This is a genomic window from Nocardioides sp. GCM10030259 (assembly GCF_042666375.1).
Taxonomy (GTDB): Bacteria; Actinomycetota; Actinomycetes; order Propionibacteriales; family Nocardioidaceae; genus Nocardioides.
In genome coordinates this window covers 19,722-32,004 of record NZ_JBHTDF010000018.1, presented here as the reverse complement: position 1 = coordinate 32,004, position 12,283 = coordinate 19,722, and the positions used below count along the sequence as shown (strand labels likewise).

Sequence of the window (12,283 nt, the reverse complement as noted above, 5' to 3'; positions counted from 1 at the left end):
GGAGCACGACACAACCGAAAACGGGATCATGGACGGCGTGGCAGCACACACCAGCCGGACCCTGGTCGGGCGAGACGCCGAGCTGACGGAGCTCTCTTCGTTGCTCGGCGTTCGTCCGTCCCCGACCTCCACGCCCGAGACGGGTACGCCGGGCGGGGTGGCGCTGCTGTCGGGTGACGCGGGCGTCGGGAAGACCCGGCTCCTCGTCGAGCTCCGCGACGAGGCGTTCGTCGAGGGCTGGCGGGTCTTCGCGGGCCACTGCCTCGACTTCGGCGACTCGGCGCTGCCGTACCTGCCGTTCTCCGAGATCCTCGGCCGCGTCGCGACCGACCTGCCCGACGTCGTCGAGCAGGTCGCGGCGCAGTACCCCGCCCTGGCCCGGCTCCAGCCGGGGCGCCGCGTGATGGGCTCCGCGGCCACCGCGCCCGACCAAGCGGGCACCCTCGACCGCGCCGACCTCTTCGAGGCCGTGCACACCCTCCTCGAGACCGCCGCCGCCACGGCGCCGGTCCTCCTCGTGGTCGAGGACACCCACTGGGCCGACCAGTCGACGCGCGAGCTCCTCAGCTTCCTCTTCTCGCGCCCGTTCGACGGTCCGGTCGCGGTGGTCGCGTCGTACCGCTCCGACGACCTGCACCGCCGCCACCCCCTACGCCGCCAGGTCGCCGAGTGGTCCCGCATCCGCGGCGTCCACCGGGTCGCCCTGTCCCCGCTGCCCGAGGACGCGGTGCGGGCGCTGATCCACGAGCTCGTCCCCGAGGGACTGGCCGAGAAGGAGCTCGCCGACATCGTCGAGCGCGCCGAGGGCAACGCGTTCTTCGTCGAGGAGCTCACCAGCGCGGCGGCCGAGCCGGGCCGGTGGGTGCCCGCGGACCTCGCCGACGTGCTGCTGGTGCGCCTCGACCGGCTCGACGAGACCGCCCGCCAGGTGGTGCGCACCGCGAGCGCGTCGGGCCGCCGGGTCTCCCACGACATGCTCGCGGCGACGTCCGGGCTCGACGGTGCGGCCCTCGACGAGGGCCTGCGCAAGGCCGTCGAGATGAACGTGCTGCTCGCCCAGGAGGGCCGCTACTCCTTCCGTCACGCGCTCCTCGGCGAGGCGGTCTACGACGACCTCCTGCCCGGCGAGCGCGCGCGGCTGCACGCGGGGTACGTCGCGGCGCTCCAGAGCGGCGCCGCCCGTGGGACCGCCGCCGAGCTGGCCCGCCACGCGCGGCTCGCCAACGACCTCGACACCGCGTTGACCGCCAGCATCCAGGCCGGCCGCGAGGCCTGGGACGTCGGCGGGCCCGACGAGGCGGCGTACCACTACCAGCAGGCGCTCGAGCTGCTCGCCGACCCGCGCCGCTGTGAGCGCACCGACGTCGACGTGTCCAAGCTGGCCACCAACGCCGCAGAGTCGCTGAGCGAGAGCGGCGACACGATCCGTGCGGTCGCGCTCCTGCAGGAGCAGCTCGACCGGCTGCCGGCCGACGCGCCGCCGGAGTGGCGGTCGCGCATGCTCACCGCCCGCGCCGGCATCCTCATCGTCGTCGACACCGACGAGGACCCTTCCGAGGTGTCGGCCGAGGCGCTCGCGCTCGCTCCGGAGGGCGACAACCACCTGCGGGCCCGAGCACTCACCACGCATGCCCGGGTGCTCGCCGGCATGGGTCGCTACGAGGAGGCGCAGCTGGTCGGGCTGGAGGCCCTCGCCCTCGACGAGCGCCTTGACCTCCACCAGCTCGCGTCGGAGGCGATCACCACCCTGAGCGGCCTGAAGAAGACCGGGCCCAAGGAGGGTCTGCGCGAGGCACTGCGCGAGGCGATCGCGCGGTCCGAGGCCGCGGACGCGATGCACGCCGAGCTGCGGGCGAGGTTCCTGCTCGCGCGGTCCTACGAGGACTGGGCGGAGTGGGACGAAGCGGAGCGGTGGTTCCGCAGCGTCATCGACCGGGCGGACGCCGCCAACCTGCCGTGGACGCCGTACGCCTTCGAGTCGCGCGTCCAGCTGAGCTGGATCCGCACGGTCCGCGGCGGCTGGGACGACGTCATCGAGCTGACCGACGCGAGCGGGCAGAACCCGCCGCCGATCCCGCGCGCCAACCTCGACGCGCTCCGGCTCAACGTGCTCCAGGCTCGCGGCGAGGACGTCGGCGCCGCCGCCCGCAAGCTGCGCCGCTTCTGGTCGCGCGAGGGCGGCATCGCGATCCACTCGGCCGCCCTCGAGATGGTGCACGCAGGCCGCAGCGGTGACGCCGCGGGCGCGGTGCAGGCGTACGACGACGTCGTCGCCGTGCTGTCCCGCACCTGGCACGAGTGGTTCAGCGCGCGGATCCGGTTCGGCGCCGTCGCCATCGGCGCCGTCAACCAGGCGCTGCAGAGCCTCTCGGGCGCCGAGCGCGTTGCCGTCATGCCGGCCGTCGAGCGGCTGAGCGAGGACGGCAACATCGTCGTCCAGCGCTACTCCGACCCCTCCGGGCACTGGGGTCCCGAGGGCCGGGCCTGGAAGAAGCGGCTCGACGCCGAGACGCTCCGGGCGCGCTGGATCGCCGGGGTGGACGCGCCGCCCCGGGAGGCACTCGTCGACGCCTGGCGCGAGACCGTCACGCTCTTCGAGGACTTCGGCCACGTCCACGAGCTCGCGCTGGTGCGCACGACGTACGCCGGCATCCTGCGCGCCACCGGCGACACCGCGGCCGCGCGAGAGCAGGGCGACCTCGCCCGTGCTGTCGCCCACGACCTCGGGGCCCACCCGCTGCTCGACGAGCTGAAGGCCATCGGCTCCGCGCCGGCACGCGCCGAGGCCGGCCCCGACGCGCTGACGCCCCGCGAGACCGAGATCCTGACGCTGGTCGCCGACGGACGCTCGAACGGCGAGATCGGCAAGCAGCTGTTCATCAGCGCCAAGACGGTCTCGGTGCACGTCTCGAACATCCTCGCCAAGCTCGACGCGGCCGGGCGGACCGAGGCCGCGGCCATCGCGCGCCGGCGGGGCCTGATCGGCTGACGCGACGGCCGTGCGGTGTACGACCCGGCCGCTCGGGTACGGCTTGTGAGCCGGTCCGCCTCCCAGCAGACTTACGGCACAGCCCGCACCCGACCCAGGAGGACGCGATGACCCCGGAAGAGCCCCTCAGCGACGACGAGATGACGACCACTGATCCCGGTGCGAGCGGTGGCGTCGGCGACGCGGACGGCACCGACGGTGACGGCACCGATGGTGACAGCGGCGACAGCGACGGCACCGACGGCGACGGCACGGACGGCGACGGCGGCGACAGCGACGGCACCGATGGTGACGGCACCGACGGTGACAGCGGCGACAGCGACGGCACGGACGGCGACGGCACCGACGGCGACGCGTCCTGAGTGACTGCTCTCGACCTGCTCAGCGGTGACGCCCAGACCTTCCTCGCGAAGGTCTGGGCGTCGCGCGTCCACCTCCATCGCACCGACCCCGCCGAGCTCGTCGCGCTGCTGTCGCTGGACGACGCCGACCACCTGCTGACCTCGTCGGCGATCCGCACGCCCTCCGTCCGGCTGGCCCGAGACGGGAACGTGCTGCCCGAGTCGACGTACACGCGCAGCGCGACGATCGCCGGCAAGTCGCTCACCGGGCTGGTCGACGCGCGCAAGGCGCTCGCGCTCTTCGACGACGGCGCGACCGTCGTCTTCCAGGGCCTGCACCGCTACTGGCCGCCGCTGACCCGGCTCGTCGCGGAGCTGGAGCTCGAGCTCGGCCACCCCTGCCAGGCCAACGCCTACCTGACGCCGCCGGCCGCCCAGGGGTTCGCGGTGCACTCCGACTCCCACGACGTGTTCGTCTTCCAGACGGCCGGCTCCAAGCTGTGGGAGGTGCACGGCGAGGACGGCCCCGAGGAGGTGCTCCTCGAGCCCGGCGTGTCGATGTACCTCCCGACCGGCACGCCCCACGCCGCCCGCGCGCAGGAGACCGTCTCCCTCCACGTCACGCTCGGCATCAACCAGCTGACGTGGCGCGGCCTGGTCGAGCGGACGCTGGCTTCGGTCGTGGAGGGCGTGCCCGCCGACCACCTCCCGGCCGGCTTCCTCGACGACCCGGCGGTGTTGGGCTCCGGCCTGGCCGAGCGGCTCGAGCAGGTGGCCGACGCCGTACGCGCCGTCGACGCGGACGCCGCCGTCGAGATCGAGGTACGCCGCTTCCTCACCTCGCGGCCGCCGCGCCTCACCGGCGGGCTGCACGACGTGCTCGGCCGCGGCGAGATCGCGGCGACCACGGTGCTGCGACGACGACCCGGCCATCCGTGCGTGCTGCTCGACCGCGGTGACACCGTCGAGGTCCTGCTCGGCGACCGGTCGCTCATGGTGCCGGCGCGGATCCGGCCCGCGCTCGAGGAGCTCCGCGGCCGCGAGGAGCTCACTCCCGGCGACCTGCCCCTGGATGCCGAGAGCGGCCTGGTGCTGTGCCGCCGGCTGGTCCGGGAAGGCTTGCTGGAGATCGCGTGAGGTTCCGTTGTGCGGCCGAGAGCCTGCTGCGGGACGAGCCCGTCGCCGGCACGGCCACCCACGTCCGCACCTGGCTGCTGCTCGAGCACGTCGGCCCGTGGGGTGACCGCGCGCTCCGCGACGCCCGGCTGCCCGAGGGACTCGGAGCCGAGCTCGAGCGCCGGGCGAAGGAGCACCGGGCCAAGGTGCTGCTGATCCGGCGCTTCAGCTCCCAGCCCGACTCAACCCACGGCGTCCGGGCCCTCGCGGCGTACGCCGACCCGGAGCGGCCGCGACTGGAGTCGGCGGTCCTCGCCGACCCGCGCGACGTGCTCGATGTCGACCTCGGGGCGCTCCGGCGCGGCGGCACGTCCGGCCTCCCGGCGTACGACGGCTCGATCTTCTGCGTCTGCACCAACGGCCGTCACGACGCCTGCTGCGCCGAGCGCGGGCGTCCGGTGGCTCAGGCGCTCGACCGCGCGCACCCGCAGGAGACCTGGGAGGTGTCCCACATCGGCGGCGACCGCTTCGCCGCCAACATGGTGGTGCTCCCGCACGGTCTCTACTACGGCCGTCTCGACCCGGCCTCGTCGATCGCGGTGGCCGGCGCCCACCTGGCCGGCGAGCTCGACCTCGACCGGTTGCGCGGCCGCGCGTCGTACCCGATGGCGGTGCAGGCCGCCGAGATCCACCTGCGCCGCGAGCTCGGCGCGACCCGCGAGGACGATGTCGTCCTCGCCGGCCGGTCCGTCGACGGCGACCTCACCTCGGCCTCGTTCACCGTCGCCGGCGGCACGTACGACGTCGTCGTGCGCACGATCCGCGACCCCGCCACCGCCACCCGCCTGACGTGCAAGGCCGGCAGGGACAACCCGGTGCCCGCGCACGAGCTCGTCAGCGTGGCTCGTCGCTCCTGACCACGACCAGCACGCCCTCGCCGCCGTCCCAACGGCCGTGCAGCACGGCGTCACTCTCCGGGGCCGTGCCGACCTCGTGGACGACGACGACCTCCGGTCGCACCACCGTTTCACCGCTCCCCGTGACGGCCACCTTCGGCTCGCGGGTCTGCTTGCGCCCGTCCACCTTGAAGTACTCCTCCGCGCCGCTGCCGCCCTCGAGCACCGTCGCCGTGACGGTCGCGATCCAGACCGGGTCGCCGGTCGCGTCGTACACCCAGCGGGTGCCGAGCACCGAGTGCTCGGTGGTCCCGACCAGGTGGTCCTCGGCGCCCTCGAGCGGCTCGGCGCGGTAGGTCAGCGGCACGTGCGCGACGACCGAGCCGTCCGCGCTGCGCAGCATGATCCCCTCCATGCCGACCTCGCCCGCCGGGTCGTCCAGCCGGTAGCCGCCGAACGGGGTCAGCCCCGGCAGGCCCTCCGCCCACGGCTGCCTGGGGATCCAGGTCGCGAGCAGCTCGGGCTTCGTCGGCGTCAGGGTCGCGTGGTGCAGCAGGGCCATGATCGTGAGCCTAGGGGTGATAGTCCGGCACGTTCCGGTCGCCCGACCGCAGTTTCAGCGACCGGAACGTGACGGACTATCCCCCTGATGCGGAAGCGACGGGACTCAGCCGGCCCGGCGATACCGGAGCAGCCGGTCGCGCTGGACCTCGTCGAGGTGGCGGCGCTGGCCTACCGTGAAGGTGGGGGTCCACCATGCGGGTGGCTCGATGGTCCACTGCCGGACGTCTTCGGGCTCGTGCCGGGCGCGGGCGTAGGTGCCGCGCAGCCGCTCGATGAAGGCGGCCCGGTCCAGGCGGTCCTGGGCGACCATCGTGACGTACTCGAGGCCGACCTCGCGGAAGGCGGACTCGCGGTCCAGGTCGTGTGCCCGCCGCTTGCCGGCGAGGTGCAGGGAGCCTTCGTACTCGCCGACGACCCCGGCCACCGGGTCGATCAGGTCGGGGGTGCCGACGTGCCGGCCCGTGCGGTCGAAGACGGGGCGGTTGCAGAGGGGGCGCGGGTATCCGGCCTCGACGCTCCACGTCCAGCGCATCTCGACCTCGGTGGGCGACCATGCGTTCTCGTCCGCGTGCGGGATCGCGTCGCGACACCGGGGGATCCCGGTCCAGGCCGGGTGTGCAAGTGCGTACGCCGTGAGCTCCTCGATCGAGACCAGGTCGGAGTACGCCGCCATGTCGAGCACCTTGACGGCCGCGAGGAGCGATGGCGCGTACCTCATCTCGAAGCACACGGACCGCACCGCCGTCGTCACCCGCATCTCGTCGATCGCCGTCAGGTCGGCAGGTTCGAGCCTCTCCTTGCACACGGCGATGCCCGGTTGGGGTCGGACGTTGAGCCCCGCGATCGCCAGCGTGATCTCGCGCCCGCCGCCCGCGCGGTCGAGCCCCTCGAACCATCGCGCGCCGGCCCAGCGCAGCATCGCCCACCCGGTCACGCCGCCGTACTCCGGCAGGACCGTCGCCGCCTCGAGGATCCGCTGCTCCGCCCGATCGGCGTCCACCCAGCTGGGGACGTAGTAGCCCTGTGAGGTCCTCCGCCACTGCGGTCCGCGCGCCTGCCGCCGCGTCGGGCCCGCAACCCCGCGCGGATCAACCCGGACCGGGGCGACGATCTCCGGCCGGCTCGGATGGAACTGCGGTGGCTCGAACACCGATGCATCGTGCGCCGTACCCGGCCGTCCCCGCTCCGGTCCTCCACAGGGCGCGATCCACGGGCGCCCTGGCGAGGGAGCATTCGGGATAGTCCGTCACGATCTGGCCGCCCGAGGACGCCGAAGGACGGCCAGAACGTGACGGACTATCCCAAATGTCCTCACTCAGCCGAAGGCGGCCAGCACGTGCTTGTTGAGGTCCGGGTAGCGCATCAGGTGGGCACCGCCGTTGATGTCGAGCACCTCGCCGGTGATCCAGGCCGCCTTCGCCAGGTAGACCGCGGCCTCGGCGATCTCCTCGGGCGTGCCGGGGCGGCCGAGCGGCGTGTTGTCGAGGTAGTCGTCCTCGATGCCGGGGATGTCCATCGCCGGCTGGGTGAGCGGCGTGACGACGAGCCCGGGCGCGATCGCGTTGACCCGGATGCCCTTCGGCGCCATCTCGAGCGCCGCGACCTCGGTCAGCATCGAGAGGCCCGCCTTCGCCGCGCAGTACGGCGCGAGCCCGCCGCCCGGCTGGCGGGCGTTGAGCGAGGACAGCGAGATGACCGTGCCGCCGGTGGAGAGCCGCTGACCGGCGTGCTTCAGCACCAGGAACGCGCCCGTCAGGCAGACGTCGACCACCCGCCGCCACTCCGCCGCGTCGAGGTCGGTGACGAGGCCGAGGGTGGAGACGCCCGCGCTGTTGACGACGACATCGAGCCGGCCGTGCGAGGCGAGCACGCCGTCGAGCAGCGCGGCCACCGAGTCCTCGTCGGTGACGTCGACCGCGACGTCCGCGCTCGTCGTACCGAGGTCGGCGACGACGACCCGACAGCCGTCGGCGGCCAGCCCGCGCGCGATCGCGGCGCCGATGCCCGACGCTCCTCCGATGACGACCGCCACGCGGTCGGATGCCTCACCCATGTGTCCCTCCGAATCAGTTGACGCGTGTCAACTTAGGGCCTACGGTCCCGAAATAGAACAGGTTCCAGCGCCGAGTGCACCAGGAGGACCGGTGTCCCGACCGACCACCGCCGTGATCGGGGCCGGCATCAGCGGCCTCACGGCCAGCAAGATGCTCGGCGACTACGGCGTCCCGTACGCCACCTTCGAGTCCTCCGACCGGGTCGGCGGCAACTGGGCGTTCGGCAACCCCAACGGCCACAGCAGCGCCTACCGGTCGCTGCACATCGACACGTCGAAGCACCAGCTGTCGTTCCGCGACTTCCCGATGCCCGACGACTACCCGGACTTCCCGCACCACACGCTGATCAAGGACTACCTCGACGCGTACGCCGACGCGTTCGGCGTTCGCGAGCACATCGAGTTCCAGAACGGCGTCGTGCACGCCGAGCGCCTCCCCGACGGCGGGTGGGAGCTGCGGACCCAGCGCGGCGAGACCCGGCACTTCGACCTGCTCGTGGTCGCCAACGGCCACCACTGGGACCCGCGGACGGCCGACTTCCCGGGCGAGTTCAGCGGCGAGACGATCCACTCCCACCACTACATCGACCCGTGGACACCGCTGCACCTGATGGACAAGCGGATCCTGGTCGTCGGCCTCGGCAACAGCGCCGCCGACATCACCGTCGAGCTGTCCCAGCGGGCGCTGCGCAACGACGTCACCCTGTCGACGCGCAGCAGCGCGTGGATCGTGCCGAAGCTGATGTACGGCAAGGCCGCCGACATGAACTACCGCACGATCCCCCAGCTCCCGCTCTCGTGGCAGCGCAAGGTCGCGCAGTGGGGTCAGCGCTTCACGGCGTCCGACCCCACGCTCTACGGGCTGCCCGAGCCCAACCACAAGTTCTTCGAGGCGCACCCGACCCAGTCGGGCGAGCTGCCGCTGCGCCTGAAGTCCGGCGACGTCACCCCGAAGGGCAACGTGTCCCACCTCGACGGGGCGACCGTGCACTTCGACGACGGCACCTCCTCGGACTTCGACGTGATCGTCTACGCCACCGGCTACAACCTCACCTTCCCGTTCTTCGACCCCGACTTCATCAGCGCGCCCGACAACCGGATCGACCTCTACAGGCGCATCATCAAGCCCGGCATCGACGACCTGCTCTTCGCCGGGTTCGCCCAGGCGACACCCACGCTCTTCCCGTTCGTCGAGAGCCAGGCACGGCTGATCGCGGCGTACGCCGTGGGGGAGTACGCCCCGCCGTCGGTCGCCGAGATGCACGAGCAGATCAAGGCCGACGACCAGCTCTACATGGGCCACATGCTCGACCGGCCGCGGCACACCCACCAGCTCGACTACTTCGTCTACGAGCACCAGATGCGCACCAAGGAGCTGCCCCAGGGACGCCGGCGGGCGCAGGCGAGGAAGGCGTCATGACCGGAGCCACCAAGGGCGACGAGCGCCGGGGAGCGCTGCTCGCCGCGCTCGAGGAGAGCCTGCGCGCGGGCAGCACCCTCGACTCGATCAACATCGCGGACATCTCCCGCAGCGCGGGCGTCACCCGCTCGGCGTTCTACTTCTACTTCGAGAACAAGGCCGCCGCCGTCTCCGCGCTGCACGACGAGATGTACGCCGAGGGCTTCGACGCCGCCGGCGTCCTCGACGGCGACGGCACGGTGCGCGACCGCATCGCGTCCGCGATCAGCGCGATCATCAGCGGCTGGAGCCAGCGCAAGCACCTCTACGCCGCGATCCTCGACGCGCGCGCGACCAGCCCTGCGGTGCGCGACCAGTGGGAGGAGTACCAGCAGTCGTACGTCGACGTGGTGGCCGACCTCATCGACGCCGAGCGTGCTGCCGGGATCGCGCCGGCCGGACCGGACGCGCGCGAGATCGCGCTCGCGCTGCTCGACCTCAACGACCGGACGCTCGAGCGCGTCGTACGCGCCCCGGAGACCAGCGACGCGCACCTCGACGCCGTCGTGCACGTCTGGCTCGCCACGATCTACGGGAGGACCGCATGAAGCACGACGACGTCACCTTCCTCTCGGGTGCAGCCGAGCGCCGGGCCGAGTGCCACGCCTGGCACTTCACCGGCGAGGGCGACGAGCTCGCCACCGACGCCGGCCGCCCGGTCGTGGTGATGGCCCACGGCCTGGCCGGCACGAAGGACTCCGGGCTGCGGCCCTTCGCCGAGGCGCTGGCGGGCGCCGGCCTCGACGTGCTCGCGTTCGACTACCGCGGCTTCGGGGCCTCCGGCGGCGAGCCGCGCCAGACGGTCTCGATGGCGGGCCAGCTCGAGGACTACCGTGCCGCGATGGCCACCGCCGCGCGGCTTCCCGGCGCCGACCCGCAGCGGCTCGTGCTCTGGGGCGTCTCGCTCGCCGGCGGCCACGTGCTCACCGCGGCGGCGCACCGCGACGATGTCGCCGCCGTGATCTCGCTGACCCCGCTGGTCGACGGCCTGGCCGCCGGCCGCCACGCCCTCGCGCACCACGCGCCGTCGGCGATGGCGCGCTCGACGGTCCTCGGCTTCCGGTCCCGCCTCGGCCGTCCGCGGATGATGCCGGTCGTCGCCCGCCCCGGCGAGCTCGGCGCGCTCACCCTCGAGGGGTGCCTCGAGGACTACCTGTCGATCGCCGGCCCGACGTGGCGCAACGAGATCGACGCGGCGGTCGGCCTCGAGCTCGGCAACCACCGCCCGGGGAAGTCCGCCGCCAACGTAGCCGCACCGATCCTCGTCCAGATCGCCGACTTCGACCGCAGTGCCCCGCCGCAGGCCGCGGCCAAGGCCGCGTTCGCCGGCCGGGCGCAGGTGCGGCACTACCCCTGCGACCACTTCGACGTCTGGCCCGGCAAGGAGTGGCACGAGCCCGCCGTCGCCCACCAGGTCGCGTTCCTGCATCGGGTCCTGGCGCCGGCCGTCACAGCCGACGGCGGCTGAGCAGGAGCAGGGCGGCGCCCGCGGCCAGGAGGCAGCCGCCCAGGACGGCGATGCCGATCGGGACCGGGGACCCCACCGAGGGCAGCGCGCCCTCGCCCGTCGCGACGCCGCCCTGGGTGCCGTTGCCGTTCCCGCTGTCGGTCCCGCCATCACCGCCGGCGTCCTCGCCGCCGCCCGCCATCCCGCTGTCGGCCTCCGCGGCGCACGGGATCGTGATCGGGCGGTTGACGACGACCCTGTCGTTGTATCCCGCCTGGACGTGCACCGTGCGTCCCGAGAGCCTCGTCAGGTCCGCCACGATCGTCGTCGTGTCACCGCCGTAGAGCGGGGCGGAGCGCCGGACGGGCCGGTCGTCGACGCGGATGAAGAAGACCACCGTGGAGTCGGGGTCGCCGTCGTTGCCGAGGACGACCGTCACTCGCTCGGGTGGGCACTCCAGGCCGCTGACCCGGGCGGCGGGCCGCGGCACCGGGGGCTGGCAGTCCGGAGTCACGGTGTAGGTGGCGACCACGACGCCGTCGACGAGCAGCTGTGCCGTCACCGCCTGGTCCTCCCAGCGGGAGGCGTCGATCGTGCGACTCTCGGTGGCGCCGGGCGCCACGGCGACGGGGTCGCCGATCTGCTCGCCGTCGACCTGAAGCACGACGGAGAGGGGGGCGACCCCGTTGTTGGTGACCTGCAGGGTCGCCTGCGCCGCCTGCTCGACGCAGTCGAGGGCTGCCTGGATGCTGACGGGCGGAGGTCCGGGCGAGCAGTCCGCGGTCACGACTCGGCTTGCGATGACCTCGCCGTCCGAGAGGACCTCCACGGCGGCGACCTGGTTCTCCGGGACGCCGGCGAGCGTGACCGTGGTGCTGTCGCCCGGTGCGATCGGTCCCACGGTCTGCACATCGGCGCCGTTGACCCGGATCGTGAACGTGGCGGGGTCGGTCGCGTCGGCGGCGTTGGAGACGGTGACCTCCACGCTCGGCGTGGTGCCCGTGCACGTGGCGTCGGCGATGCTCGCGCCGGGCATCGGCCCCGGATCGGGCGGCATCTCGCAGCCGTTGTCGAGGATCTCCCTGCCCTCGGCGGTCCAGTTCAGCCCGTCGGGCAGCCCGGGCTCGATGGGCGGGAGGATGTCACCCCACTTCTCGACGTCGGGCCCGAAGATCGGGCCGGTGTGACCCGCGTGCCCTTCGACGACTGCCTCCTCGGCGTCGTTGAGCTGGTTGTAGGGGTTCGTCCGTGAGTTGGTCCGGTGGCAGATCTTCACCTTCTCCTTCGGAGCCGCCTCCGCGGGGTCGGGCACGACCGTGAGGAGGGCGGCGAGGAGGCCGAGCGTGAGCAGCGCGCCCGCGAGGGCCCGAGAAGGGGTCGCCATGCGCTCGATCCGAACACGGCGGGCGGCCCCGCAG

General features: G+C 73.1%; 11 protein-coding genes. 7 read left to right on the top strand and 4 right to left on the bottom strand.

The features are described 5' to 3' along the window. Positions 1 to 37: 37 nt before the first annotated feature. The 4 genes from ACFQQI_RS13295 (at position 38) to ACFQQI_RS13280 (ending at position 5,363) form a co-directional block, all read left to right on the top strand. Positions 38 to 2,989 carry an ATP-binding protein gene (locus tag ACFQQI_RS13295; RefSeq protein WP_378563848.1) on the top strand — a complete coding sequence of 984 codons (2,952 nt, stop codon included), beginning with the start codon at positions 38 to 40 and terminating at the stop codon, positions 2,987 to 2,989. A gap of 107 nt (positions 2,990 to 3,096) precedes the next feature. Further along, positions 3,097 to 3,351 carry a hypothetical protein gene (locus ACFQQI_RS13290; RefSeq protein WP_378563845.1) on the top strand — a complete coding sequence of 85 codons (255 nt, stop codon included), beginning with the start codon at positions 3,097 to 3,099 and terminating at the stop codon, positions 3,349 to 3,351. Next, positions 3,352 to 4,467, top strand: coding sequence for a cupin domain-containing protein (locus ACFQQI_RS13285; RefSeq protein WP_378563842.1), 1,116 nt, complete (start codon positions 3,352 to 3,354; stop codon positions 4,465 to 4,467). After that, on the top strand, positions 4,464 to 5,363 hold the full coding sequence (locus tag ACFQQI_RS13280; protein WP_378563839.1) for a sucrase ferredoxin: 900 nt from the start codon (positions 4,464 to 4,466) through the stop codon (positions 5,361 to 5,363). The genes ACFQQI_RS13285 and ACFQQI_RS13280 overlap by 4 nt, the downstream gene beginning before the upstream one ends. On the opposite strand, the gene ACFQQI_RS13275 is transcribed toward ACFQQI_RS13280, so the two are convergent. From ACFQQI_RS13275 to ACFQQI_RS13265, 3 genes are all read right to left on the bottom strand, one after another. Next, on the bottom strand, positions 5,341 to 5,904 hold the full coding sequence (locus ACFQQI_RS13275) for a hypothetical protein (protein ID WP_378563836.1): 564 nt from the start codon (positions 5,902 to 5,904) through the stop codon (positions 5,341 to 5,343). The genes ACFQQI_RS13280 and ACFQQI_RS13275 overlap by 23 nt on opposite strands. Positions 5,905 to 6,009: 105 nt before the next feature. Then, on the bottom strand, positions 6,010 to 7,056 hold the full coding sequence (locus ACFQQI_RS13270) for a hypothetical protein (RefSeq protein ID WP_378563833.1): 1,047 nt from the start codon (positions 7,054 to 7,056) through the stop codon (positions 6,010 to 6,012). A gap of 165 nt (positions 7,057 to 7,221) precedes the next feature. Beyond that, the gene (locus ACFQQI_RS13265; RefSeq protein WP_378563831.1) at positions 7,222 to 7,959 is read right to left on the bottom strand and encodes an SDR family NAD(P)-dependent oxidoreductase; all 738 of its coding nucleotides are present in this window, start codon (positions 7,957 to 7,959) and stop codon (positions 7,222 to 7,224) included. Between the two features lie 91 nt (positions 7,960 to 8,050). Here ACFQQI_RS13265 and ACFQQI_RS13260 point away from each other — a divergent pair, with 91 nt between their 5' ends. Genes ACFQQI_RS13260 through ACFQQI_RS13250 form a run of 3 tightly spaced genes read left to right on the top strand, consistent with a single transcriptional unit; the run spans position 8,051 to position 10,886 of the window. Then, complete coding sequence (locus tag ACFQQI_RS13260; protein ID WP_378563828.1) at positions 8,051 to 9,379, top strand: flavin-containing monooxygenase; 1,329 nt, start codon at positions 8,051 to 8,053, stop codon at positions 9,377 to 9,379. After that, the gene (locus ACFQQI_RS13255; protein WP_378563825.1) at positions 9,376 to 9,966 is read left to right on the top strand and encodes a TetR/AcrR family transcriptional regulator; all 591 of its coding nucleotides are present in this window, start codon (positions 9,376 to 9,378) and stop codon (positions 9,964 to 9,966) included. The genes ACFQQI_RS13260 and ACFQQI_RS13255 overlap by 4 nt, the downstream gene beginning before the upstream one ends. After that, entirely contained in the window at positions 9,963 to 10,886 is a 924-nt protein-coding gene (locus tag ACFQQI_RS13250; protein ID WP_378563822.1) for an alpha/beta hydrolase, read from the top strand. The genes ACFQQI_RS13255 and ACFQQI_RS13250 overlap by 4 nt, the downstream gene beginning before the upstream one ends. On the opposite strand, the gene ACFQQI_RS13245 is transcribed toward ACFQQI_RS13250, so the two are convergent. Next, a complete protein-coding gene (locus ACFQQI_RS13245; RefSeq protein ID WP_378563819.1) occupies positions 10,867 to 12,249 on the bottom strand; it encodes a hypothetical protein in 1,383 nt (460 codons plus the stop codon). The genes ACFQQI_RS13250 and ACFQQI_RS13245 overlap by 20 nt on opposite strands. Between the last annotated feature and the right edge of the window lie 34 nt (positions 12,250 to 12,283).

Coding starts and splice junctions, on each gene's coding strand:
- ACFQQI_RS13265 (WP_378563831.1), bottom strand. CDS start 7,959: ATGGGTGAGGCATCCGACCGCGTGGCGGTCGTCATCGGAGGAGCGTCG.
- ACFQQI_RS13275 (WP_378563836.1), bottom strand. CDS start 5,904: ATGGCCCTGCTGCACCACGCGACCCTGACGCCGACGAAGCCCGAGCTG.
- ACFQQI_RS13255 (WP_378563825.1), top strand. CDS start 9,376: ATGACCGGAGCCACCAAGGGCGACGAGCGCCGGGGAGCGCTGCTCGCC.
- ACFQQI_RS13250 (WP_378563822.1), top strand. CDS start 9,963: ATGAAGCACGACGACGTCACCTTCCTCTCGGGTGCAGCCGAGCGCCGG.
- ACFQQI_RS13245 (WP_378563819.1), bottom strand. CDS start 12,249: ATGGCGACCCCTTCTCGGGCCCTCGCGGGCGCGCTGCTCACGCTCGGC.
- ACFQQI_RS13290 (WP_378563845.1), top strand. CDS start 3,097: ATGACCCCGGAAGAGCCCCTCAGCGACGACGAGATGACGACCACTGAT.